This is a genomic window from Pantoea sp. alder81 (genome assembly GCF_020179835.1).
Lineage (GTDB): Bacteria > Pseudomonadota > Gammaproteobacteria > Enterobacterales > Enterobacteriaceae > Pantoea.
The window spans coordinates 1-25,687 of record NZ_JAIUDA010000003.1 but is presented as its reverse complement, the minus strand read 5'-3'; the positions used below and the strand labels follow the sequence as shown (position 1 = coordinate 25,687).

Genomic DNA, 25,687 nt, shown 5'->3' with positions numbered 1-25,687 from the left:
ATCAGGCAACCTGAACCGGCAGCGCCTTAGCGATGCGTTTCATCTCGTTGTCACCTTCGAAATAGGCGACTTTCGGCTGCCAGCTGCGTGCCACTGCATCTTCCACCTGCACGTATGAGCAGATAATCATGATGTCACCTTCACAGGCACAACGGGCGGCGGCACCGTTGACGGAGATGATCTTCGAGCCACGCTCAGCGGCAATCGCGTAGGTAGAGAAACGCTGACCATTGGTGACGTTGTAGATGTCGATGGCTTCGTATTGCAGAATGCCGGATGCATCAAGAAAATCCTGATCGATGGCGCAGGAACCTTCGTAGTGCAGATCTGCCTGAGTGACTTTCACGCGGTGCAGTTTGCCCTGAAGTACGGTACGAATCATAACGGGATAACCTTATTAAGCTGCGATTAAACGACGGAGGTTACTCCGTCAGATCCACTTGCTGATTATCGATCAGGCGCGCATTGCCCAACCAGGCGGCCATCAGAATCACGGCGCGCTGGCTATCTACCGTCAGCGGCTGCAGATTGTCGGCATCGCAAATGGCCAGGCCATCAGGGCGGAAGCCTTTCTCACGCAATGCGGCCTCGGCCGTTTCGATAATCTCTTCGACATGGCGTTCGCCGTTGTTCAGACGCTCGGCCATGCTGTTCATCACCTGGCTCAGACCCGCAGCGATCGCGCGCTCTTCGCTGGTGAGATAACCGTTACGTGAACTCAACGCCAAACCATCTTTCGCGCGTACGGTTGGTACGCCGACAATCTCGATATCGAAGCCCATATCAGCCACCATCTTGCGGATAATGGCTAACTGCTGGAAATCCTTCTCGCCAAAGCAGGCAATATCGGGCTGCACCAGATTGAACAGTTTGCTCACGATAGTGGAAACGCCACGGAAGTGACCAGGACGGCTGGCACCTTCCAGCAGGGACGATAACCCCGGGACTTCAACGAAGGTTTGGCTATCCAGGCCTTTGGGATAAACATCCGCCGGCGCAGGGGCAAATACCACATCGACGCTATGACGATTGAGTTTCTCGCAATCGTCCTGCAAGGTGCGAGGATAGCGCGCGAGGTCATCGGCGCGTTCAAACTGCATCGGGTTGACGAAAATCGAGGCCACCACAATATCGGCCCGCTCGCGCGCTTCTTCCACCAATGTCAGGTGGCCGTCATGCAGGTTGCCCATGGTCGGCACCAGCGCGATACGTTTGCCTTCCTGCCGCCAGCGATGAATTTCCCGGCGCAACATCGGCAGCGATTCAATAATCAGCACTGCAACTCTCCTGATTTACTGGAAACTGTGTTCGGCGGCAGGATAAATGCCCGCCTCAACGTCGGCAATATACTGGCGAATTGCCGCGCGAATGTCGCCGGTTTCCGCGAGGAAATTTTTGGCAAATTTGGGAATATGACCGCCGGTAATGCCAAAGGCATCGTGCATCACCAGAATCTGTCCGTCGGTGACGTTACCGGCACCAATGCCGATCACCGGAATGTGCAATGCTTTGGTGATGCGCTCTGCCAGCGCCACCGGCACGCACTCCAGCACCATCAGTTGCGCCCCGGCGGCTTCCAGCGCCAGCGCATCGGCTAACAGGCGCTCTGCACCCGCTTCATCGCGGCCCTGAACCTTGTAGCCACCCAAGATGTTCACTGACTGCGGCGTCAGGCCAAGATGACCACAGACCGGCACGGCGCGCTCGGTGAGCATACGCACGGTGTCTGCCAGCCATTCACCGCCTTCCAGCTTCACCATGTTGGCACCGGCGCGCATCAGTTGAGCGGCGTTATCGAAGGTTTGCTGCGGCGTGGCGTAACTCATAAACGGCAGGTCGGCCATCACCAGCGCATTCGGCGCGCCACGGCGCACGGCAGCGGTGTGATAAGCGATATCCGCCACGGTGACAGGTAATGTGGATTCATGGCCTTGCACGGTCATGCCAAGGGAGTCGCCAATCAGCATCACCTGAATGCCTTCATCAGCAAACAGGCGGGCAAAGCTAAAGTCGTAGGCCGTCAGGGTGGCAAATTTGCGGCCACTGGCTTTGAGCTGGCGTAGATGGGTGATGGTTGTCGGTTTCATCGTACACTCCAGAGTTTTCTGATGCGCGCAGTGTACTGGATTGATTGAAAAGGCGATACGACCGTAGTGCGATTATTGCCGCCTACTCAGACCACAAGCGGATGGTGCTGCGATCGAGCGTGGCGAGGATGCCAGTTAAAGGCTGGCCATTCGGCAGACGCAGGCCGGGCGCGATCTCTAACAGCGGCACCAGCATAAACGCGCGGTTGTGCATATCGTAGTGCGGTACGGTGAGACGTGGGGTGTGGATCGTCTGCTGACCAAACAGCATGATGTCGATATCAAGGGTGCGCGGTCCCCAGCGCTCGGCTTTGCGCACACGGCCATGCTCCAACTCGATACGTTGCGTATGATCGAGCAGGGCTTCCGCTTCCAGCGTGGTATCCAGCGCGACTACCGCGTTCAGGTAATCAGGCTGGTCTGCCGGGCCATAGGGTGGCGTGCGATAAAGCGAAGAGGTGGCGACGCGCGAGGTGCGCGGTATCGCATCAATCGCGGCCAGCGCTGCATCAACCTGATGCAGCGGATCGGCCAGATTACTGCCTAGTGCGAGGTAAACGCGAATCATGATGCGCTGTTGGTATCGCGGCGCGGGCCGGTTGGACGGCGGCGCGGACGACGCGGTTTACGGCGCGGTACCACCGGATCGTCGCCCAGCGTGTTCATCATGGTTTTCTGCTCAACCGGAGCCGCAGCCTGGAACTCGCCCCACCAATGGGTCAGGCTTTGCAGTTCGCGGTTGTTTTCCACATCGGCACGCAGCGCCAGCAGATCATAAGCGGCACGGAATTTAGGATGCTCCATCAGCTTCCATGCGCGTTTGCCATGACGACGTGACATGCGCAACTGTAGCTGCCAGATATCGCGAATCAGAGTGGTGATACGCTTAGGAATCGCCAGCGCGCGGCAGGCTTCATCCAGCGTTTCGTTCATCGACAGCGCAAAGGCATCGTAATAGGTCAGTCCGCTTTCCTGCGCGATGCGTTGGGCCGATTCCAGCTGCGGATACCAGAACATCGCGGCAAACAGAAAGGCCGGATTGACGCGCATATCGTTCAGAATGCGGTTGTCGGTGTTCTTCAGCACCTGTGCCAGCATTTTCTCCATCAGGCTGTCGCTCTCGGCAGTAAAGCCACGCGTCAGGGTAGGGAACAACGGCTGGAACAGATGATACTCGCGCATCATCTGATAGGTACGGAATCCGTAACCGGCTTGCAGTAGCTTAAGGGATTCTTCAAACAGACGCGCAGGCGGAATATCATTTAGCAGCGTAGCCAGGCGCGGAATCGGCTCGGCAGTTTCCGCGGCAATGCGCATCTCCAGCTTGGCAGCAAAACGCACCACGCGCAGCATACGCACCGGATCTTCGCGGTAACGGGTTTCCGGATCGCCAATCAGACGGATGACGCCGTCTTCCAAATCCTGCAAACCGCCGACGTAGTCACGCACCGAGAAATCCGCCACGCTGTAATACAGGCTGTTGATGGTGAGATCGCGGCGCTGGGCATCATCTTCGATGTTGCCAAAAATGTTATCACGCAGCAGCATGCCGTTCTGACCGCGCTGTGAACTGTTGCGATCGTCTTCAGCCTCTTCCTGGTGGTGACCACGGAAAGTGGCGACTTCGATCACTTCCGGACCGAACATCACATGCGCCAGACGGAAACGACGACCCACGAGGCGGCAGTTGCGGAACAACTTGCGCATCTGCTCAGGCGTGGCGTTGGTGGTGATATCAAAGTCTTTTGGCTTCTTACCCAGCAGCAAATCGCGTACGCCGCCGCCTACCAGGTAAGCTTCGAATCCGGCTTTATTCAGGCGATACAGCACTTTAAGGGCGTTTTCGCTGATATCTTTGCGTGAGATGTTATGGCTTTCACGGGGAATGACGGTCATCAGACTTTCAGTTTCCACCTCTTCAGGCGCCTCCTCGTCACGCTTGAGGACTCTCCGGCAAAAATTAGCGACTCGGGTAAAAATGGGACACCTCGACAGTGATAAAAAGGGTGTTAATAAATCAGCGGCTAATCATAGCCTGTTGCGAACCATTTAGGAATGGCGATGTCGCCTCATCCGTTATTCGCGCGTTCTGTTGTGGTATCAGTTGGATACTCCACTGGGCCACTGCTTTCTCCAGCAGTTGCTCCGTTGTGGCATCTTGCCAACCTTCCCAAACCGGTTGCCCCAGCAAACGTAACGCGTGCACTAACGATGGGCGTACATCTCCCGCGGGTAAAGCGGGCGCATGATTCTGTTTTGATAGCTTATTGCCATCATCATTTATTGCCAGCGGCAGATGCAGATAAGCCGGCACTGGCCACTCGAACTGGTGGTAGAGCGCAATTTGACGCACCGTGGGCGCGATCAAGTCTGCCCCACGTACGATTTCCGTCACACCCTGAAAATGGTCATCCACCACCACCGCCAGGTTATAAGCAAACAAACCATCCCGACGATGGATAATAAAATCTTCTTCCGCCAGCGATCGCTCGGCGGCTAAGTGGCCGCGCAGGTCATCGTCAAAGCCATAAACCGGCGTATGCTGACGCAGGCGCAGCGCGGCGTTCTCTGCGGGGAGATGTAATTCCCGACAGTGACCGTCGTAGAACCCCCCGAGCTGCTGAATACGGCTGCGCGTGCAGGTGCAAAAGTAGCTTTGACGATGCTGTTGCAGCCAGCTCAGCGCTTCCCGGTAAGCCTCATGACGCTGCGATTGCCATAACACGTCACCATCCCATTGCAGGCCATAATGCTCCAGCTGCTTTAAGATGCGTGTGGCCGCGCCAGGGACTTCTCGTGGCGGATCGATATCTTCAATACGCACCAGCCAGCGGCCCTGTTGCGCACGTGCGCTCAGGTAGCTGCCTAAAGCGGCAATCAGTGAACCAAAATGCAGGTCACCAGAAGGAGAGGGAGCGAAACGCCCGACGCAGGGAGAAGTTGAAGAGTTCATTTTGAGGTGCACCGCACGTCGGGAAAACAGTGGTTTTCCCGGCAGTGCGGTGACAGTCTGCTCACGGCCATTAGCCTGCCATCTGCTTCTCGCGGATTTCAGCCAGCGTTTTGCAGTCGATGCAGAGGTCGGCAGTCGGACGCGCTTCAAGGCGGCGAATACCAATTTCTACACCACAGGAATCACAGTAGCCGAAATCGTCGTCATCCACTTTCTTCAGCGTCTTCTCGATCTTCTTGATCAATTTACGCTCACGATCGCGGTTACGTAATTCCAGGCTGAACTCTTCTTCCTGCGCGGCACGGTCTACCGGATCCGGGAAGTTAGCAGCTTCGTCCTGCATATGCGACACAGTGCGGTCTACTTCATCCCGAAGTTGGTTGCGCCAGGCTTCCAGAATCTTGCGGAAATGGCTCAGTTGGGCGTCGTTCATATACTCTTCGCCCGGTTTCACCTGATACGGCTCCACACCAGCGATGGCGAGGATACTCAGGGACGATGTTTTACGGTTTTGCCCTTCTTGCATGTTGTTTCTCCTGGATAACACGCCCTTCCCGTCATACTTCAGGTTGCATGTGCATTGGCTAAAATGACCACCGACTGCCAGCAACGCGAATTATTAAGGGGTATATCGATTCCCATCAGGGAAAAAACAGGCCGCTATAAATAGCAGAAGCAGTCAAGGTTGGCAATTATTCATATTCGCACCTTGACAAGCCTGTGAGGAACAGCGTATTTAGCGCACCGCCCAGAACATTCCTATCACAGCAAATTGCTATAAATATTACAACTCTGCGTTAATCGTCAATGCGACCGGCTGAGTGAGTAACATTTGAGCAGGTGATATCTGAGCCTGATATGCCAACACCTCCACTCCACAGCGTTGAGCCTGTCCCAGTAGTTCTGCGTAGTGTGCGTCGATATGGCGCGCCGGGGAGACGTCCTCAATCCCCGTGTGCAGAACGGCGAACAACAAAACAGCTCGATGACCCTCTGCCGCGATAGCACTGAGTTCGCGCAGATGCTTCTGTCCTCGAGCCGTCACCGCATCCGGAAAAAAGCCTTTACCCTGCTGTAAAAGGGTGACGGACTTGACTTCAATATAGCAGTTTGATCTGCCCTCCGCTTGCAGCAGGAAGTCAATTCGGCTTTTTTCCGTGCCGTATTTTACTTCGGGTTGGCAGTGAGTGTAAGCGGACAATTCTGGAATGGCGTCAAGGGTTAAGGCTTCGCGCACCAGTTGATTGGCTCTAAGCGTATTCACGCAGATCCAATGGCCTTGTTGGGTCTCGGTCAATTCCCAGCTGTGCGGATACTTGCGCGTGTTGCTGTCTGAAGTGGAGTACCACACAGTATCGCCTGGCGTGGCGCAGCCGGTCATCGCGCCGGTATTGGCGCAGTGAATCGTCAGCGTCTCGCCTTCCGGTGTCACCACATCGGCAAGAAAGCGCTTATAGCGAACGATAAGACGAGCGGGTTTCAGCGGAGGATCGAACAGCATTTAGGCTCCTGAAGTGGGTAACAGTGGCCAGTGGGCCAGTCGACGATAGCGGGTACGGCCCTGGGAAAAGGTCGATGAAAACAGCGCGAAGTGACTGACCTCATGACGCCAATGAAATCCTCGTGCTGGCAGCGCGACTTTTTGCGTAGCGTGGCGCAGCAAAGTGATATGCGGATGAAAAGGCTGGGCACTCTGCGCACAACCATGGCGTGCTGCCTGGGCACGCAGCAAACTCGCTAACTGCAGCAAACCGCGTGGCGCACGCTGGCAGCCAAGCCACACTACGCCGGGACGCGGCCAGTGTCCGGCGTCATCGAGGTCGAGGGCAAAGCCTGGTTGGGTGATGCGCGAGGCGAGCTGCTGCAGCTTTTGCGAGGTCTCATTGCTGACTTCGCCAAGAAACGCCAACGTCAGATGCAGGTTGGCGGCTTCCACGGGTTTTCCATCATCCTCACTGAAATGATCTGCACGCCACTGTACCAGCTGTTGCTGGAGCGGAGCGGGCAGTTCGAGGGCAAAAAACAGACGTTGCGTGGTCATGATGGCGGTGCCGTTGAGTGCTACAATGCGCGCCATATTAGCACAGGCGGAGTGGGAGTTGAGTGTGAGCGAATTACCGGTGAGCGAAGTGCTGCCTGCATTGCTGGATGCCCTGGCACAGTCGCCGCAGGTATTGCTGGCGGCGCCGACCGGCGCGGGTAAATCCACCTGGCTGCCGTTGCAATTGCTGCAAAAAGCCCGGCTATCGGGCCGCATCATTATGCTAGAGCCACGTCGGCTGGCGGCGCGTAATGTCGCGCAACGTCTGGCGGAGCTGCTGGGGGAACAGCCTGGTGCCACCGTGGGTTATCGCATGCGTGGTGAAAACTGCTGTGGTCCAGATACCAAACTGGAAGTGGTGACGGAAGGTATTTTGACGCGCATGTTGCAGCGCGATCCGATGCTTGAAGGCGTGTCGCTGGTGATCCTCGATGAATTTCATGAGCGCAGCCTGCAGGCCGATTTGGCGCTGGCGCTGCTGCTGGATGTGCAGCAAGGCCTGCGCGAAGATCTGAAAATTCTGCTGATGTCCGCCACGCTGGATAACGAGCGGCTGCGTCAGTTGCTGCCGGATGCGCCTTTTATCGTCTCTGAAGGACGTAGTTTTCCTGTGACGCGCCGTTATGCTTCGCTCAATCCGCAGCAGCGTTTTGACGAAGCGGTGGCACGCGAAGTGGCGCAGTTGCTGCGCGAGGAAACGGGTTCGCTGCTGCTGTTCCTGCCGGGCGTCGCGGAGATTGAACGCGTGAAGCGCGAGCTGGAATCCCGCGTTGGTGATGATGTTGATCTCTCTCCTTTATATGGTGCGCTGTCTCTGGATGTACAGCGTCGCGCAATTCTGCCTGCGCCCGCCGGTCGTCGCAAAGTGGTGCTGGCGACCAACATCGCCGAAACCAGCCTGACCATTGAAGGCATCCGTCTGGTGGTGGATAGCGCGCTGGAACGTTCAGCACAGTTTGATGTGCGCAGCGGCGTAACACGGCTGCAAACCCAGCGTATCAGCCAGGCGTCGATGACCCAGCGTGCGGGGCGTGCCGGGCGTCTTGAACCCGGTATCTGTTTGCATCTGCTGCCGCAGGAACAAGCGATGCGCGCGGCGGCACAGAGTGAGCCGGAAATCCTCAACAGCGATATCTCTTCACTGCAAATCGATTTATTGCAGTGGGGTTGCCAGGATGCATCACAGCTTAGCTGGCTGGATGCGCCACCCGCGCGCAGCTTACGCGCGGCAAATGATCTGCTGACTCGCTTGGGGGCGATGGAGGGCGATAAGCTGAATGCGCGTGGGCGTAAGATGGCGGCGCTGGGGAGCGATCCTCGCCTCACCGCTATCTTGTGCGCGGCACAGGACAAGGATGCGATCGCCAGTGCCGCCTTGCTGGTGGCGATTCTGGAAGATCCCCCGCGCAACGGCAGCGCAGATTTGCGTGATGCACTCAACCGGCCTCAACCTCACTGGCAGCGCCGCGCCCGTCAGTGGCAGCAGAGACTCAATGCCAGCGGCGGCACGGTCAATCCCGATCTGTTCCCCGCTTTACTGGCAGCGGGGTTTGCCGATCGGCTGGCACAGCGACGCGGCGAGAGTGCCCGCTATCAACTGGCCAATGGTATTGGCGCCATGCTGGATGAGCAGGATGGCTTGAGCCGTTATGAATGGCTGATTGCGCCGACCTTATTGCAAGGTGCCAGCGCGGCCGAAGCGCGCATGCTCTTAGCGTTGCCGGTGGAAATCGGTGAGTTACGCCAGCAATGCCCTGAGCTGGTGACGCAGCGCATTGATGTGGAATGGGATGAAGAGAAGGGCACATTGCGCGCCTGGAAGCGTGAGCTTGTGGGTGCGCTGGTCCTAAAAGCACAGCCGCAGGCGCGCCCGGACGCGGATATTTTACACCCGGCGATGCTGCGCTGGATCCGTGAGAAAGGGCTTTCCGTGCTCGGCTGGACACAGGAAGCGGAACAGCTGCGTTTGCGTTTGCATTGTGCCGCTGAGTGGCTGCCGGAAGAAGCGTGGCCGCCGTTGGACGATGAGAGCCTGCTCGACTCGCTGGAGCGCTGGCTGTTACCCGAGATGGGCTCCGTACGCGATCTCAGGAGCCTGCAGGCCGTCAATCTTGTCAGCGCATTATTACATTTGCTGACATGGTCACAACGTCAGCGGCTGGATACTGTGCTGCCAACTCATTACACTGTGCCGACCGGAAGTCGCCTGCCGATTCGCTACGCGGTGGATAAGCCCCCTGCGCTGGCAGTGCGCATTCAGGAGATGTTTGGTGAAGCGCAAAATCCTGCGGTGGCCGAAGGCCGTATTCCGCTGGTATTGGAGTTGCTGTCACCGGCGCAGCGTCCGTTACAGATCACCCGTGATCTCGCGGCGTTCTGGCGCGGAGCCTATCCTGAAGTGCAGAAAGAGATGAAAGGGCGCTATCCCAAACATCCCTGGCCCGACGATCCGGCAAACGCCTTACCGACAAGGCGCACCAAGAAATTTTCATCGTGACACTCTGTGGATCGAATTCAGAGGGTTCTGCCATGCGCAGCACGAGAAAGCAGTTAGAGTAACGGCCGCAGCCGTAGCTATGCCTGGAGAATAAAAGCATGTCTGGGAACGATCGCGAACCTATTGGGCGCAAAGGAAAAGCGCCAAAGCCGCCGCGTAGCACTGCACGACGGGGTCGCCGCAGGGAGCTTGATGATGATATCGATCAGGACGATTTTGACGAAGATGATGAGGAGAGCACACCGGTGCCACCAAAAGGTAAAGGGAAAGGAAAACGTCCGCCACGCGGCAAACGTCGCTGGTTAGGCTGGTTGATTAAGCTCTTCCTGGTCTTTGTGGTAGTGATGGTGGCATGGGGTATCTATCTCGATTCAGAGATCCGCAGCCGCATCGACGGTAAAGTGTGGCAGCTGCCTGCTGCCGTTTACGGCCGCATGGTGAGCCTTGAGCCGGGAATGTCGTACGACAAAAAAGAGATGATTGCGCTGCTGGAAGGCACGCAGTATCGCGAAGTGTCGCGCATTACCCGTCCTGGTGAGTTCAGTGTTAAAGGCAACACTATCGATCTGCTGCGTCGTCCGTTTGATTTCCCGGACAGCAAAGAAGGGCAGATCAACGCGCGTCTGACGTTCAGCAACAACGAACTGAGCGAGATTAAAAACCTCGATACCGGGCGTGATTTTGGCTTCTTCCGCCTCGATCCGCGCTTGATCACCATGCTGCAATCGCCGAACGGTGAGCAGCGTCTGTTCGTGCCGCGCGCGGGTTTCCCGGATCTGCTGGTCAGTACGCTGATCGCCACCGAAGACCGCCACTTCTACGAGCATGATGGCATCAGCCCGTACTCGATTGGTCGTGCGTTCCTCGCCAACATCACCGCCGGTAAAGCGGTGCAGGGTGGCAGTACCTTGACGCAGCAGCTGGTGAAGAACCTGTTCCTGACCAACGAGCGTTCACTGTGGCGTAAAGCGCGTGAAGCTTACATGGCAGTGATCATGGATGCGCGTTACAGCAAAGATCGCATCCTTGAGCTCTACCTGAACGAGGTGTACCTCGGCCAGGCAGGCAACGATCAGATCCGCGGCTTCCCACTGGCGAGTCTGTACTACTTTGGTCGTCCGGTGGATGAGCTGAGTCTCGATCAGCAGGCGATGCTGGTCGGTATGGTGAAAGGCGCGTCGCTGTATAACCCATGGCGTAACCCGAAACTGGCGCTGGAACGTCGTAACCTGGTGCTGCGTTTACTGCAGCAGCAAAACGTCATCGACCAGGAGCTGTATGACATGCTCTCGGCGCGTCCGTTGGGTGTGCAGCCGAAAGGGGGCGTGATCACGCCGCAGCCTGCCTTTATGCAGATGGTGCGTAACGAACTGCAGGCCAAACTGGGCGACAAGATTAAAGATCTGTCTGGCGTGAAGATCTTCACTACGCTCGATCCTATCTCCCAGGATGCGGCGGAAAAAGCGGTTGAAGATGGTATCCCGGCGCTGAAAAAACAGCGTGGCTTGAAGGATCTGGAAACCGCAATGGTGGTGGTGGATCGCTTCAGTGGTGAAGTGCGTGCCATGGTAGGCGGTGCCGATCCGCAGTTCGCGGGCTATAACCGTGCGCTGCAGGCGCGTCGTTCCATTGGCTCACTGGCTAAACCGGCGACCTATCTCACCGCATTGAGCCAACCGAATACCTATCGTCTGAACACCTGGCTGGCGGATGAACCGATTGCGCTGAAACAGCCAAACGGATCGGTCTGGAAACCGATGAACGACGACAAGCGTTTCAGCGGCAAAGTGATGCTGGTGGATGCCTTAACCAACTCCATGAACGTGCCTACCGTAAACCTGGGGATGACATTGGGTCTGCCTTCGGTGGTCGATACCTGGACGAAGCTGGGCGTGCCGAAAGATCAGCTGAACCCGGTGCCAGCGATGTTACTGGGTGCGCTTAACCTGACGCCGATCGAAGCAGCACAGGCGTTCCAGTCGATTGCCAGCGGCGGTAACCGCGCCGATCTCTCAGCGGTACGCTCGGTGATTGCCGAAGATGGCACGGTGTTGTATCAGAGCTTCCCGCAGGCGCAGCGCGTTGAGCCGGCGCAGGCGGCTTATATGACCTTGTACACCATGCAGCAGGTCGCTGACCATGGCACCGCCCGTGCGTTGGGCGCGCGCTATCCGAATGCCCATCTGGCGGGTAAAACCGGTACCACCAATGACCTGATCGATAGCTGGTTTGCGGGTATTGATGGCAAGGAAGTGGCGATCACCTGGGTTGGCCGTGACAACAACCAGACGTCGAAGCTGTATGGGGCGAGCGGTGCGATGCAGATTTATCGTCGTTATCTCGACAATCAGGCGCCAATGCCGCTGGTGCTGACTCCGCCAGAAGATATCACGCAGATGAACGTCGACTCTGCGGGTAACTTCGTGTGTGGTTCTGGTAGCAGCACCTGGCGTTCGCTGCCGGTGTGGACGTTGGATCCTAACGCGTTGTGCCAACAACAGCAGCAACAGATCCAGCAACAGCAGCAGATCCAACAGCAGCAAGAGTCGCAACCGCAGCAGCAATCACCTCAGCAGCAACAGGGTGAGCAAAAAGATGCTGACGGCGTGGCGGGCTGGATTAAGGATATGTTTGGCAGCAAATAGTTAGCTGCAGAAAACAGAGGGCGCTACGGCGCCCTTTTTCATGCCTGTGATTTGTTAATCGCGATCATGGACATGCACGATCTGGTCGCAAACGCACCGCCATCAGGCATTACATCTTGCGGATCTCGCCAAACTTCGCCTAAAATCCGTGCGTCTAATAATCATTCTCGTTTGTATTCACCTGCATTGTTTTCTTTCCGAGAGATCCTTTTATGAATACGCGAATTTCAAATCCTTGTTCTGCCCGTGCTGCGACTTCCCGTCGTCCACTCGCTTTATTGATTTCTTTAACACTGGGTACGCTGAGCGCACAGGCGCTGGCGGAAGATACCGTGGTGGTTACCGCCAATGGCGGCAACACCGTCGCGCAGGAAAGCGCATGGGGTCCGGCTCCCACCATTGCCGCGAAACACAGTGCTACCGGCACCAAAACCGATACGCCGATTGAGAAAAACCCGCAGTCGGTGTCCGTTGTGACGCAAGAAGAAATGGCGATGCGCGCAGTGACCAGCGTCAAAGGTGCATTCAATTACACGGCTGGCGTGCTGACGGGTAACCGCGGCAGTTCAAGCGTGATCGATGCGCTGTCAATTCGCGGCTTCAGCGAAACCAACACCAACCAATATCTTGATGGCCTGAAGCTGCAGGGTGATAACTACTCTGAATTCGCCATCGATCCGTATTTCCTTGAGCGTGCGGAACTGCTGCGTGGTCCGGTTTCCGTGCTGTACGGCAAGAGCAACCCAGGTGGTGTCGTATCACTGGTCAGCAAGCGTCCTACTCAGGAAACCCTGCGTGAAGTGCAGTTCCAGATGGGTACCGATAACCTGTACTCAACCGGCTTCGATTTTGGCGGTTCGCTGGACGATGATGGCGTGTACAGCTACCGCCTGACCGGTCAGGCTCGCAGCGCCGACGCGCAGCAGGAAATGAACAAAGAGAAGCGCTACACCATCGCACCTTCGTTCAGCTGGCGTCCTGATGCCAATACCCGCTTTGACCTGCTGACCTACTTCCAGAATGAACCGGAAACCGGTTATTACGGTTGGTTGCCGCGTCAGGGCACCGTGGTGGGGATTACCCGCCCGGATGGCAGCAGTTATAAGTTGCCAACCAACTTTGATGAAGGCGAAGACAGCAATAAGATCTCGCGCAACACTAAGATGGTGGGCTACAACTTCGAACATAGCTTTAACGATACCTGGACGGTGCGCCAGAATCTGCGTTATGCGGATATGCGTACCGGATATCGCAGTATTTACGGCAATGGCTTCAACGCTGCTACTAATGAGATCACCCGTGGCTCAGCGGTTTCGGATGAGAAGCTGAATGAATTCTCTGTTGATACGCAAGCACAGGCGAAATTCGCGACGGGTGCTTTAGATCATACCTTGCTGATGGGTGTGGATTATCAGCAGATGCGCAATGATGTTGATGCGCAGTTTGGCTCAGCCAGCAATTTGAGTGCGACCAATCCGCAATACGGCAACGATTTGGTGACGCCGTTTGCCTCTCCTTATCAGCATCTGAATAAACAGCGTCAGACTGGCCTATACGCGCAGGACCAAATGGAGTGGAATCGCTGGGTGCTGACCTTAGGTGGTCGCTACGACTACGCGATGACCTCGGTGTATGACCGTGTAGCCAGTTCACTGGATCGTCAAAACGATCAAGCCTTTACCTGGCGTGGTGGTCTTAACTATGTGTTCGATAACGGCATTGCACCTTATTTCAGTTACAGCGAAGCCTTTATTCCTAACTCAGGTTCAACGTTTGAAGGACAGGCTTTCGATCCTTCACGTGCCAAGCAATATGAAGCTGGCGTGAAATACGTGCCAAAAGATCGTCCAATTGTGGTGACGGCGGCGGTTTATCAATTGACCAAAACCAAAAACCTGACTGCGGATCCAGATACCGTAAACCACCCATTTGCCAGCATTCAGAGCGGTGAAATTCGTTCACGCGGTGTTGAGTTGGAAGCCAAAGCGGCGCTTAACGCCAACATCAACATGACGGCGTCTTACACCTATACCGATGCGGAATATACCGAAGACACCACGCTGAAAGGCAGAACACCGGTGCAGGTGCCGAAGCATATGGCATCGCTGTGGGGAGATTACACCTTCCACGAGACTGCGTTGTCAGGCGTGACGCTGGGAGCGGGTGTGCGTTATGTTGGCGAGAGCAAAGGTCTCTATTCAACAGGTGACAACATTAATCAGAACTTCGACGTAGCGGGTTACACCACCGTCGATGCAGCCCTGAAATATGACCTCGGTCGTTTCGGTCTGCCCGGCTCTACGGTTGGCGTGAACATCAACAACCTGTTCGATCGTGAATACGTTGCCAGCTGCTACCGTGATTACGCCTGTTACTGGGGCGCAGAACGTCAAATCGTTGGCACCGCCACCTTCCGCTTCTGATTCGTCAGAGCGTACCATGTTGTGATCAGGGGCGGCCTCAGGGCCGCCCCCTTCAGAATCAGATCGGCTTTGTGATGATTAACCAGGGATAACCATGCAGCATCCGCACCACGAAGAAACCACCTTCACGCTGGACAATGTCAGTTTTCGTGTGCCTGGGCGCACGTTGCTGCATCCGCTCTCACTCACCTTCGCGCCAGGCAAAGTTACGGCGCTGATCGGTCATAATGGCTCCGGCAAATCCACCTTGCTGAAAATGCTCGGTCGCCATCATGCGGCAAGTGAAGGCCGGGTGCTGTTGAATAGCGATGCGGTTGAGAACTGGGGCAGCAAAGATTTTGCGCGCCAGGTGGCATATTTGCCACAGCAGTTACCGGCAGCAGAAGGGATGACGGTGCGTGAGCTGGTGGCGATTGGTCGTTATCCCTGGCACGGAGCGCTCGGGCGCTATGGCCAGGAAGATCGCGACCGCGTAGAGGAAGCGATTACGCTGGTGGGCCTGAAACCTTTCGCCGGGCGTCTGGTGGATAGCCTGTCAGGCGGGGAGCGCCAGCGCGCGTGGTTGGCGATGCTGGTGGCGCAGAACAGCCGCTGCCTGCTGCTGGATGAACCCACTTCGGCATTGGATATCGCCCATCAGGTTGATGTGCTGGCACTGATTCAGCGTCTCAGCCGTGAGCGTGGCTTGACGGTGATTGCGGTACTGCACGACATCAATATGGCGGCGCGCTATTGCGATCGCCTGGTGGCGCTGCGCGGTGGAGAAATGATCGCGGAAGGTGGACCTGAGGTGATCATGCAAGCCGATGTGCTGGGCAATATCTACGGTATTCCGATGGGCATCTTGCCTCATCCCCAGGGCGGTGCGCCCGTCAGTTTTGTTTACTGAGGCCTCGCCATGTTCAACATTTCCCGCCGTCGCTTATTGACGGCGCTGGCACTGACGCCACTGATGAACGTTGCGCCATTGCGTGCGGCAACGCCCGATCTGCAGCGCATCCTGGCGCTGGAGTGGCTGCCCGTTGAGCTACTGATGGCGTTGGGTGTTTTACCGCTCGGCGTGGCCGATCTGCGTAACTACAACATCTGGGTGGGCGAGCCGTTGTTGCCTGCCAGCACCATTGATCTCGGCTTACGCACCGAACCCAATCTGGAGTTGATGACGCAACTCGAACCTTCCCTGATTCTACACTCTAACGGCTACGGTCCGGGGTTGGATAAGCTCGCACGTATCGCGCCCACCATGGGCTTTGATCTGAATAGCGGCGACGGCAAGCCGCTCAGCACGGCGCGCAAATCGCTGCAAGCGCTCGGGGCTCGGCTGGGGCGTGAAGCGCAAGCGATACAGCATCTGCAATTCCTCGATCAGCAGTTAGCGGCAGCGCGTGAGCGCCTCAAACCCTGGGCCGATCGTCCGGTGTTACTGATGTCATTGATGGACAGCCGTCACGCGATCACCTTTGGCACCAACAGTCTGTTCCTGGAAGTGATGGAGATTCTGGGTCTCACCAACGCCTGGCACGGTGAAACCAACTTCTGGGGCAGTGCGGTGGTGGGGCTTGAGCGGTTAGCCGATGTTGGCGATGTGCAGGTGATTTGCTTCGATCACGACAACGACCGTGATATGCAGCAGGTGATGAACACCTCGCTGTGGCAGGCTTTGCCCTTCATCCGCGCAGGTCGCTTTAAGCGTGTGCCTGCCGTCTGGTATTACGGCGCGACCTACTCAGCGCTGAAATTTGTTCGCGTGCTGGAACACGCGCTGGAGTCGCACTGATGCGCCATCGTCTCTTTCCTGTGGTGCTGCTGAGCAGCATGTTCTTGCTGGCGCTGGCGCTGACCTTTATCAATCTGCGTGACGCGCTGCCAACGGCGCAGTGGTCGCAGGCGATCTTCGCGCCGGATATCAACAGTATTCAGCAAGTGGTGTTCCATCACAGCCTGTTATCGCGTCTGGCACTGGCACTGCTGGTGGGTGCGGGCCTCGGTTTGGCCGGTTTGCTGTTTCAGCAGGTGCTGCGCAATCCGCTGGCGGAACCGACCACGCTGGGCGTGTCATCGGGCGCTCAGCTCGGTATCACGGTCGCCACACTCTGGCATCTGCCAGGCGGCGAACTGACACAACAGTTTGCCGCGATGGGTGGCGCGGTGCTGGTTGGCCTTCTCGTTTTTGGCGTGGCCTGGGGCAAACGCCTGTCGCCGGTGACACTGATTCTTGCCGGGCTGGTCTTGAGCCTCTACGCCGGTTCAGTGAATCAAATCTTTGCCATCTTCAATCACGATCAGTTGCTGAACATGTTCCTGTGGAGCACGGGCGCACTGAATCAGATGGATGGACACAACGTTGCAATACTGTGGCCGCGTCTGCTGCTGGCCTTTGTGGTGGCGCTGGCATTGCTGCGTCCCTTAACGCTGATGGGGCTCGATGACGGTGTAGCAAAAAATCTCGGTCTGGCATTGTCTGCTGCACGTATCGGCGCGTTAGCCCTGGCGATTCTGCTCAGTGCGCAGTTGGTTAACGTCGCCGGGATTATTGGTTTTATCGGGCTGTTTGCGCCGCTGCTGGCAAAAATGCTCGGTGGCCGTCGCTTGCTCAGTCGTATGCTGCTGGCTCCACTGATCGGTGCGTTGCTGCTGTGGCTGGCCGATCAGTGCGTATTGTGGCTGACCAGCCACTGGCGCGAAGTTTCTACCGGTACTGCGACCGCGCTCATCGGCGTGCCGATTCTGCTGTGGCTGTTGCCGCGTCTGCGTACCGGCTCAGTACCACCGGCGATGAACATGGGTGACAAGGTCCCGGCAGAGCGCCAGAAGGTGGTGCTGTGGTGTGTAATCGGCCTGGTAATTCTGATGTTGCTAAGCATGGTCGGCATCACTTTTGGCCGTGATGCGCACAGCTGGACGTGGGTCAGCGGCGAGATGCTGCATCAACTGCTGCCGTGGCGTGCACCGCGTGTGCTGGCGGCATTAGTGGTCGGTATGATGCTCGGTGTCGCCGGTGCGCTGATTCAGCGGCTTACTGGCAACCCGATGGCGAGCCCGGAAGTATTGGGCATCAGTTCTGGTGCGGCATGCGGTGTCGTGGTGATGATGTTCTTTGTGCCGGGCGATGCGGTGGCGTGGCTGCTGCCAGCCGGTGCGCTCGGTGCAGCGCTGACGCTGCTGGTGATTATGCTGGTGGCCAGTCGCGGTGGCTTCTCACCAGAGCGCATGCTGCTGGCCGGGATGGCGCTTAACAGTGCCTTTGTCACCTTACTGATGGTGTTAATGGCGAGTGGCGATCCGCGTATGGGCGGCCTGCTGAGCTGGATCTCGGGTTCGACGTACAACATCAACATGCATCAGGCAGTACAAAGCGCGGTGGTTGGTATCATCCTGATTGCGCTAGCGCCCCTGGCCAGCCGCTGGCTTACGCTGCTGCCATTGGGCAGCGCCACGGCACGCTCAGCAGGTATGGCGCTGACCGGATCGCGTTTGGCTTTACTGTTGTTGGCGGCAGCGTTAACCGCCACGGCCACTTTAACCATTGGGCCATTGAGTTTTATTGGTCTGATGGCGCCACACATTGTGCGCATGCTGGGGTTCCGGCGTGCATTACCGCAGGTGTTGATGGCGGGATTATTAGGCGGTGGCTTGATGGTGTTTGCTGACTGGTGCGGCAGGATGCTGGCATTCCCGGATCAGATCCCGGCAGGGCTGATGGCGACCTTCTTTGGCGCACCGTACTTTATCTGGCTGTTGCGTCGCGCATAAATGCGCAACCTACAGCAATGGGTGTCTGTAAGGCGGCTGCGGATAAATGCGCAACCTATAGCAATGGGTATCTGTAAGGCGGCTGCGGATAAATGCGCAAATTACGACAATAGGTGTCTGCGGGGCAGCAGCGCCGAAGGGACAGACGGGCACATCAGTGTAGGGGCGCCATTCATGGCGCCCGCTAGTGGCTTACAGCTTCGCGAAACTGCGGCGTGCCGCATCAATGGTGCGCTGAATATCTTCCTGGCTGTGCGCCAATGACATAAAGCCCGCTTCAAAAGCAGAAGGTGCGAGGTAGATACCTTCTTCCAGCATCAGGTGGAAGAAGCGCTTGAAGCGCTCAACGTCGCATTTCGTCACATCGGCATAGCAAGTCACGGTTTCGGCATCGGTAAAGAAGATACCGAACATGCCGCCAACGTGGTTGATCACCAGCGGAATGTTTTCTGCTTTTGCCGCTGCCAGCAATCCTTCAGACAGTTGCGTGGTGAGGTCGGTCAGCGTGCTGTGCGTACCCGGCTGAGCAATCTGCGTCAGACAGGCAAAACCGGCCGCCATGGCAATCGGGTTACCAGAAAGCGTTCCCGCCTGATACACCGGACCCGTCGGGGCCAGCGCAGCCATCACATCACGACGACCACCAAATGCGCCCACCGGCATACCGCCACCGATGATTTTACCCAGACAAGTCAGGTCTGGGGTGACATCGTAATAGGCTTGAGCACCACCCAGCGCCACGCGGAAGCCGGTCATCACTTCATCAATGATCAGCAGCGCGCCAAATTCATCACACAGTGCACGCAAGCCCGGCAGGAAGTCTGGCTGCGGAGGGATGCAGTTCATGTTGCCCGCAACCGGCTCAACGATGATACAGGCGACATCTTCTGGATACTGTTCGAAGGCTTCGCGCACTGACGCCAGATCGTTATAGGTACAGGTCAGGGTATGTTTAGCAAAATCTGCGGGAACACCCGGCGAGTTCGGCTGACCCAGGGTCAACGCGCCGGAACCGGCTTTCACCAGCAGGCAATCGGCGTGACCGTGATAGCAGCCTTCGAATTTGATGATTTTATCGCGATGGGTGAAGCCACGCGCCAGACGAATGGCGCTCATGGTGGCTTCGGTGCCGGAGTTAACCATGCGTACCATGTCCATGCTTGGCACCAGCTCACACACCAGCTCGGCCATTTTCACTTCCATTTCGGTTGGCGCACCGAAACTCAAACCGCGTGATGCCGCTTCAATCACCGCGTTGCGGATGGTGGCATTATTATGACCCAGCACCATCGGGCCCCATGAACCGACATAGTCGACATAGGCTTTGCCATCGGCGTCATACAGATAGGCACCGTCGGCGCGCTCGATGAACAGCGGTACACCGCCTACACCGGTAAAGGCACGTACCGGGGAGTTCACACCGCCAGGGATAAGGCGTTGCGCTTCGGCATACAGGTTTTCTGACTTACTCATTGATCGGCTCCTGCTGTTCTGGAAAAAAATTCTGGCGCCATTCTAAGGGAAGAGTCGCCCGATTAGAAAGGCAAGCGGGTGCGAAAGCCTTTTAAAGCTATACTTTAGCGCAGCGCAGGCGGCACACAGTGTCAAGCGCAGTACTTGATTGCACTGGGCGGCTGGCAGATAATAGCGGAATTAAGGTCGTTTTCTGACCTGGACGTTTACCCGGAGTAAAACATGAGTGACGACGTAGCAGCGCTGCCTTTGCAATTCACTGAAGCAGCAGCGAAAAAAGTAAAAAACCTGATCGCGGATGAAGAAAATCCAGAGCTGAAACTGCGCGTGTATATCACCGGTGGCGGTTGCAGTGGTTTCCAGTACGGTTTTACTTTTGATGATCAAATGAATGACGGCGACATGACCATCGAGAAACAAGGTGTGGCGCTGGTGGTGGATCCAATGAGCCTGCAGTATCTGGTCGGTGGCTCGGTCGACTACACCGAAGGACTGGAAGGTTCACGCTTTATCGTGACCAATCCCAATGCAAAAACCACCTGTGGTTGCGGCTCTTCCTTCAGCATCTAATCCCTTTCTGACCGCCGCTCTGGCGGTCAGACTTTACCACTCGACAGTCACTAACCGTGACGTTTCCCGACGCTTCGCATCGCGTTTTAATACGCTTTCAGTCACGCGCGGCTGTGCGCTGAAGTGACGTCCACAATCAATCGATGGCAGTGTTTGTTCGCTTTGGCGTGAAATATCGCAGCGGGAAAATATTGTCAGCGTGACGGCAATAGAGCCGGTGGAGGTCGCCGCGCCAATTGGCGCAGCCATCGCGAGCCCTATGGCCAGGAGCAGTGCTCTGGTCATGAATAATTCCTGGTGAAGTCAAAAGTTGCGCGTTGCGCAAAAAGGGCACTGAGCATACGTGGCCGCAGTGCCTTGTATTTTGATTTTCGACAATTTTCGCCGAATCTTTAATCTTATTTGGTGCTATTTTTCGCCGGATGTAAATCTGCACACAGCTGTTTGGCTGCCAGCAGGATGCGTGGCCCCGGTCGACTGAGCCAGTCATCGTTAATGGCAATCACCGGCACCGCCAGCTGTGGCTGCCAGAATTTCACGATATTCGCGGCTTGCGCAGGGTCACCGCCGATCACAATCGCCTGAGGATGACGTGCTAATACTTGCTCACGACTCACCTGCGGCCAGCTGACACCGCTGTCGGCAAAGATGTTTTTGCCACCGCACAGCGTGATCACCTCGTTTTGCAGCGTATTGCGTGAGGCTGTAAACAGCGGCTGCTGGCCGAACTGCAGAAACAGTGGAATCGGCGTGCGCTGTTGATACTTTTTACGCAGATCATCCTCTTGCTGACGTAATGCCTTTGCGGCAGCTTCTGCCTGCTGAGGTTGCGGACTCCACTGTTTGAGGTCAGCTAACGCATCGATCATTTGATCAATGGTTTGTGGATCGATCCACTCAACCTTAACGCCTAAACGTTGCAGTTGGTCGATCTGCCGTTGGGGATTACCGCCGCGCCAGGCCAGCACCACATCCGGTTTCAGTTGCAGGATGCGCTCGACTTTGATGCCCTGCCAGTTTGCCACCTGCTCAAGCTGGTTGGCCTGCGCCGGGAAATCCGAATAAGCACTGACCGCAACCGGCGTAATACCTGCTGCAAAAGCCAGTTCGGTGAGATGTGGCGATAGGGTGATAACGCGCGGTACCGCAGCAATCAGGCTATTGCTGAGCAGCAATAGCCCTAACAACCAATACTTAGCCACGCGCCAGCTGTGCCAGCAGGTTTTCAACCATCAGTGACGATTGTTTAGCGGCAACGACGAGGAACTCATCAAAGCTCAGGTGGGATTCTTTATCTGCGACATCAGAAATCGCGCGCACCACCACGAACGGCACCTTGAACTGATGGCAAACATGACCGATGGCGGTAGCTTCCATCTCCACGGCGATCGCCTGTGGGAAGGTGGTGCGAATACGTGCCAGTGGTTCAGCACCGTTGATGAAAGCATCCCCGCTGACCACTAAACCGCGCACTGCGTTGAGATCCAGCTGCTTAATCACGTGCTCCGCAGCGGCGATCAGTTTTTCATCCGCCACAAAGGCTGCCGGGCAGCCGGCCATCTGGCCAGGTTCATAACCAAATGCGGTGACGTCGGCGTCGTGATAACGCACTTCATCGGAGACCACAATATCGCCCACTTTCAGTGAAGCGGCCAGGCCACCCGCTGAACCGGTGTTGATCACTACATCGGGTTTGCACAGCTCCAGTAACAGGGTCGTGCCGAGCGCCGCCGCGGTTTTACCGATGCCTGATTTCAGCAGAGCAACCTCAACACCGTTCAGCGTGCCGGTATAAATTTCACAACCAGCCAGCGTCAGCGTCTGACGGTTTTCAATTTTGTCACGCAGCAGAGTGACTTCCTGCTCCATCGCGCCAATAATGCCTGCTTTCATAAAGAATCTCGCTGTAGTTATGGATGTAAAGCTTAAAAGTGAGGCATAGTCTACCATGGCTGGCAGAGGATGAATTCACCAAAAAATAAGGGGTAATGATGGCGCCGATCAATTTCAAAAATAAGATCAGTTTCACCCGACCTTATACCAGCCGCAAAGATCCCGAGGGTGAATACTATATTACGCGGCACTTTGAGAGTGACCGTGGCCGTATCATCAATTCTGCCGCGATCCGCCGTCTGCAACAAAAGACGCAGGTATTTCCACTGGAGCGTAATGCTGCGGTGCGTTCACGTCTGACCCACTCGCTGGAAGTGCAGCAAACCGGGCGCTACATCACCAAAGAGATCCTGCAAAACCTGAAAACGCAGGGCGGCGGGCTGGCGAATTATGGACTGGATGAATTTGAAGGCGCGTTTGAGAGCCTGATTGAAATGGCCTGCCTGCTGCATGATGTGGGCAATCCGCCGTTTGGTCACTTTGGTGAAGCCGCCATCAATGACTGGTTTGACGATAATCTGCCTCTTGAGCTGGTGGACCCGCTGGTGGCGGGCGTGGCGGATGAACATCAGCGCGCGGATTTTGGCCAGCTAAATGCAATGATTCGTCAGGATTTGTGCCACTTCGAAGGCAACGCGCAGGCAATTCGTCTGGTGCATACGCTGCTGCAACTCAATCTTAGCTACGCGCAGGTCGCCTGTATTTTAAAATACACCGCACCGGCATGGTGGCAGGGCGATAAGCCGGAAGAATTTAGCGTGCTGATGAAGAAGCCGGGCTTTTATTTGTCCGAGCGTGAGTATGTTGCTGACTTACGCGCAGCTACCGATATTAAAGAGCACCATCGCTATCCACTCACCTGGATTATGGAAGCTGCTGACGATATCTCATACTGTATTGCCGATTTAGATGATGCGGTCGAAAAAGATATTTTTGATGTTGAAACCTTATATAACTCTCTGCTCAAAGCCTGGGGTACGGTAAATAGTGGCGATGCGTTCAGTCGCACAGTGAGCGAGGCATGGAAAGAAGCGAATCAGAAAAAACGCCGTAGCCTTAGCGATCAATTTTTTATGTCGTTACGGGTTAACGTACAAAATGTGTTGGTCAGCCATGCCGTGCGCCGTTTTGTCGATAATCTTCCGGCTATTTTTGAAGGTAACTTTAATCATGCACTGCTGGAAGATGACGGTGATGAAGGCCGTTTGTTGAAATTATTTAAAACCGTGGCGCGTCAGCAGGTATTTAATCACCCGGAAGTTGAGCAGCTCGAATTACAAGGCTATCGGGTCATTAAAGGGCTGCTGGAAATCTATCAGTCATTGATGTTGCTGAATTATGAACAATTTACTACGCTGATGAACGACGATTTTTTGCCAAAATATCCGATTGAAACACGACTGTTTCATAAGCTTTCAGGAAAACATCGAAAAGCTTATCAGCAGCAGATGCGATCACTGATTGTCGAGCATAAATATCAACGCTTGTTATGGGAGCGTTATTACCGTTCACGGTTGATTCAGGACTATATCAGCGGGATGACAGACAATTATGCATGGGATGAGTATCGTCGTTTGATGGCCGTGGAATAAACTGAGTTTTGTAAAGATGAAGAATAATTTTTTACCTTTGCCCAAAACTTCATTAGGAACTTCGCGCTAAAAACTTAATCTCACCATCACGACCACAGCAATGGTCTGGCCGTAAATCTTAGAGAGACACAGACAAATGAAAAAAAGCACATTAATGTTAAGTGCGCTGGCGCTTAGTCTGGGCATGGCATTAAGCCCTGTTAGTTTCGCGGCGGAAACCGCTTCCTCCTCGAACCAGCAGCTGCCTAGCCTGGCACCCATGCTGGAAAAAGTGATGCCTTCCGTGGTGAGTATTAGTGTTGAAGGCAGCACCACGGTGAAAACCCCGCGCATGCCGCAGCAATTCCAGCAATTCTTTGGTGATAACTCGCCATTCTGCCAGGACGGATCGCCATTCCAAAGCTCGCCAATGTGCCAGAGCGGCGGTGACGGCAGCCAGGGCGGTGATAATGGCGGAGCCAACACCCAGCAGCAAAAATTCCGTGCGCTCGGTTCAGGCGTAGTGATCAATGCCGATAAAGGCTATGTCGTCACTAACAACCATGTGGTGGACAACGCCACCAAAATTCAGGTGCAGCTGAGCGATGGCCGTCGTTACGATGCCAAAGTGATTGGCAAAGATCCTCAGTCTGATATCGCCCTGATTCAACTGCAGGACGCGAAAAACCTGACGGCGATTAAGATCGCTGACTCCGATGACTTACGCGTCGGTGATTACACAGTCGCGATCGGTAACCCTTATGGACTCGGCGAAACGGTGACTTCCGGTATCGTTTCTGCACTGGGACGTAGCGGCCTCAACGTAGAGAACTACGAGAACTTTATCCAGACCGATGCCGCGATCAACCGCGGTAACTCCGGTGGTGCGCTGGTTAATCTGAACGGTGAACTGATTGGGATTAACACCGCGATTCTGGCGCCGGATGGCGGCAACATCGGTATCGGCTTTGCTATCCCAAGTGCGATGGTGAAAAACCTGACGGCGCAGATGATTGAGTACGGCCAGGTGAAACGCGGCGAGCTGGGGATAATGGGTACCGAGTTGAATTCCGAACTGGCGAAAGCGATGAAAGTCGATGCCCAGCGCGGTGCCTTTGTCAGCCAGGTTCTGCCTAACTCGGCAGCGGCCAAAGCGGGCGTGAAAGCCGGTGATGTCGTGGTATCGATGAATGGTAAAGCGCTAACCAGTTTTGCTGCGCTGCGAGCTGAAGTCGGCTCACTGCCGGTCGGCACCAAACTGCAGTTGGGTCTGTTGCGTGACGGTAAACCAGTGACTATCACAGTTGAACTGCAGCAGAGTTCGCAGGAAAAAGTGCAGTCCGCCACCATCTACACCGGTATTGAAGGGGCTGACCTGAGCAATATCGACAGCAACAGCCAGAAAGGCGTGCGCGTGGATAATGTGAAGGCAGGCAGTGCAGCGGCGCGAATTGGTCTAAAGAAAGGTGACGTGATTATGGGCGTTAACCAGCAGACGATTGCCAACCTCGGTGAACTGCGCAAAATCCTCGATACCAAACCGTCCGTGCTGGCCTTGAACGTGCAGCGTGGCGACAGCAGCCTTTATCTGCTGATGCAATAAGTCTTAGACGATTCAACGCAGGCGAGCTTCGGCTCGCCTTTTTTATTTTTATGACCCGTCCTGAATAGCATTGACACTTTTTCTCAGTTTTCTGAGGAGAATGTGATGAGTCAGTACGTTAAACGCACCCAGCGTGATTATCCTCTATCCTTTAAATTAGCGGTCGTGGAGCAGATTG

The 25,687-nt window shown here is 55.8% G+C and carries 22 protein-coding genes; 9 read left to right on the top strand and 13 right to left on the bottom strand.

Going from position 1 to position 25,687, the window contains the following annotated elements; genetic code table 11:
- Position 1: 1 nt before the first annotated feature.
- The 9 genes from panD to thpR all read right to left on the bottom strand — a co-directional run bounded on the left by panD (position 2) and on the right by thpR (position 7,081).
- Positions 2-382 carry an aspartate 1-decarboxylase gene (gene panD, locus LBW88_RS09715; protein ID WP_224932528.1) on the bottom strand — a complete coding sequence of 127 codons (381 nt, stop codon included), beginning with the start codon at positions 380-382 and terminating at the stop codon, positions 2-4.
- A 40-nt stretch (positions 383-422) separates the two neighbouring features.
- Positions 423-1,277 (bottom strand): pantoate--beta-alanine ligase, encoded by an 855-nt coding sequence (panC, locus tag LBW88_RS09710; protein ID WP_224932529.1) that lies wholly within the window; start codon positions 1,275-1,277, stop codon positions 423-425.
- 15 nt (positions 1,278-1,292) lie between these two features.
- Entirely contained in the window at positions 1,293-2,087 is a 795-nt protein-coding gene (panB, locus tag LBW88_RS09705; RefSeq protein WP_224932530.1) for a 3-methyl-2-oxobutanoate hydroxymethyltransferase, read from the bottom strand.
- Positions 2,088-2,169: 82 nt separating this feature from the next.
- Positions 2,170-2,655, bottom strand: a complete 486-nt coding sequence (gene folK, locus LBW88_RS09700) for a 2-amino-4-hydroxy-6-hydroxymethyldihydropteridine diphosphokinase (protein WP_224932531.1) — start codon at positions 2,653-2,655, stop codon at positions 2,170-2,172.
- Positions 2,652-4,067: a polynucleotide adenylyltransferase PcnB gene (gene pcnB / locus LBW88_RS09695; RefSeq protein WP_224932560.1), complete on the bottom strand. Its 1,416-nt coding sequence runs from the start codon at positions 4,065-4,067 to the stop codon at positions 2,652-2,654. Before pcnB ends, folK begins: the two co-directional genes overlap by 4 nt.
- A gap of 37 nt (positions 4,068-4,104) precedes the next feature.
- On the bottom strand, positions 4,105-5,040 hold the full coding sequence (gene gluQRS / locus LBW88_RS09690) for a tRNA glutamyl-Q(34) synthetase GluQRS (protein ID WP_224932532.1): 936 nt from the start codon (positions 5,038-5,040) through the stop codon (positions 4,105-4,107).
- A gap of 70 nt (positions 5,041-5,110) precedes the next feature.
- A complete protein-coding gene (gene dksA / locus LBW88_RS09685) occupies positions 5,111-5,566 on the bottom strand; it encodes an RNA polymerase-binding protein DksA (protein WP_034829547.1) in 456 nt (151 codons plus the stop codon).
- A gap of 258 nt (positions 5,567-5,824) precedes the next feature.
- Positions 5,825-6,541 carry a DNA/RNA nuclease SfsA gene (gene sfsA / locus LBW88_RS09680; protein WP_224932533.1) on the bottom strand — a complete coding sequence of 239 codons (717 nt, stop codon included), beginning with the start codon at positions 6,539-6,541 and terminating at the stop codon, positions 5,825-5,827.
- Positions 6,542-7,081: an RNA 2',3'-cyclic phosphodiesterase gene (gene thpR, locus LBW88_RS09675; protein ID WP_224932561.1), complete on the bottom strand. Its 540-nt coding sequence runs from the start codon at positions 7,079-7,081 to the stop codon at positions 6,542-6,544. It abuts the gene before it with no gap.
- A 25-nt stretch (positions 7,082-7,106) separates the two neighbouring features.
- On the opposite strand from thpR, the gene hrpB reads away from it, so the two are divergent.
- The 6 genes from hrpB (at position 7,107) to fhuB (ending at position 18,399) form a co-directional block, all read left to right on the top strand.
- On the top strand, positions 7,107-9,578 hold the full coding sequence (gene hrpB / locus LBW88_RS09670; protein WP_224932534.1) for an ATP-dependent helicase HrpB: 2,472 nt from the start codon (positions 7,107-7,109) through the stop codon (positions 9,576-9,578).
- A 98-nt stretch (positions 9,579-9,676) separates the two neighbouring features.
- Entirely contained in the window at positions 9,677-12,223 is a 2,547-nt protein-coding gene (gene mrcB / locus LBW88_RS09665) for a bifunctional glycosyl transferase/transpeptidase (RefSeq protein WP_224932535.1), read from the top strand.
- 212 nt (positions 12,224-12,435) lie between these two features.
- Entirely contained in the window at positions 12,436-14,646 is a 2,211-nt protein-coding gene (fhuA, locus tag LBW88_RS09660) for a ferrichrome porin FhuA (RefSeq protein WP_224932536.1), read from the top strand.
- A gap of 94 nt (positions 14,647-14,740) precedes the next feature.
- Complete coding sequence (gene fhuC / locus LBW88_RS09655) at positions 14,741-15,535, top strand: Fe3+-hydroxamate ABC transporter ATP-binding protein FhuC (protein WP_224932537.1); 795 nt, start codon at positions 14,741-14,743, stop codon at positions 15,533-15,535.
- 9 nt (positions 15,536-15,544) lie between these two features.
- A complete protein-coding gene (fhuD, locus tag LBW88_RS09650; RefSeq protein WP_224932538.1) occupies positions 15,545-16,423 on the top strand; it encodes a Fe(3+)-hydroxamate ABC transporter substrate-binding protein FhuD in 879 nt (292 codons plus the stop codon).
- Positions 16,423-18,399, top strand: a complete 1,977-nt coding sequence (fhuB, locus tag LBW88_RS09645; protein WP_224932539.1) for a Fe(3+)-hydroxamate ABC transporter permease FhuB — start codon at positions 16,423-16,425, stop codon at positions 18,397-18,399. Before fhuD ends, fhuB begins: the two co-directional genes overlap by 1 nt.
- Positions 18,400-18,591: 192 nt before the next feature.
- Here the strand turns inward: fhuB and hemL are convergent, their stop codons facing one another.
- Positions 18,592-19,872, bottom strand: coding sequence for a glutamate-1-semialdehyde 2,1-aminomutase (gene hemL / locus LBW88_RS09640; RefSeq protein ID WP_224932540.1), 1,281 nt, complete (start codon positions 19,870-19,872; stop codon positions 18,592-18,594).
- 222 nt (positions 19,873-20,094) lie between these two features.
- Between hemL and erpA the strand changes: the two genes are divergently transcribed.
- The gene (gene erpA, locus LBW88_RS09635; protein ID WP_034829523.1) at positions 20,095-20,442 is read left to right on the top strand and encodes an iron-sulfur cluster insertion protein ErpA; all 348 of its coding nucleotides are present in this window, start codon (positions 20,095-20,097) and stop codon (positions 20,440-20,442) included.
- 33 nt (positions 20,443-20,475) lie between these two features.
- Here the strand turns inward: erpA and LBW88_RS09630 are convergent, their stop codons facing one another.
- From LBW88_RS09630 to mtnN, 3 genes are all read right to left on the bottom strand, one after another.
- Complete coding sequence (locus LBW88_RS09630) at positions 20,476-20,727, bottom strand: hypothetical protein (RefSeq protein ID WP_224932541.1); 252 nt, start codon at positions 20,725-20,727, stop codon at positions 20,476-20,478.
- Positions 20,728-20,840: 113 nt separating this feature from the next.
- Positions 20,841-21,644, bottom strand: coding sequence for a vitamin B12 ABC transporter substrate-binding protein BtuF (gene btuF / locus LBW88_RS09625; RefSeq protein ID WP_224932542.1), 804 nt, complete (start codon positions 21,642-21,644; stop codon positions 20,841-20,843).
- Complete coding sequence (gene mtnN / locus LBW88_RS09620) at positions 21,637-22,335, bottom strand: 5'-methylthioadenosine/S-adenosylhomocysteine nucleosidase (RefSeq protein WP_224932543.1); 699 nt, start codon at positions 22,333-22,335, stop codon at positions 21,637-21,639. Before mtnN ends, btuF begins: the two co-directional genes overlap by 8 nt.
- 98 nt (positions 22,336-22,433) lie before the next feature.
- Between mtnN and dgt the strand changes: the two genes are divergently transcribed.
- Positions 22,434-23,927, top strand: coding sequence for a dGTPase (dgt, locus tag LBW88_RS09615; RefSeq protein ID WP_224932544.1), 1,494 nt, complete (start codon positions 22,434-22,436; stop codon positions 23,925-23,927).
- A 136-nt stretch (positions 23,928-24,063) separates the two neighbouring features.
- The gene (degP, locus tag LBW88_RS09610; RefSeq protein WP_224932545.1) at positions 24,064-25,509 is read left to right on the top strand and encodes a serine endoprotease DegP; all 1,446 of its coding nucleotides are present in this window, start codon (positions 24,064-24,066) and stop codon (positions 25,507-25,509) included.
- Positions 25,510-25,687: the final 178 nt, after the last annotated feature.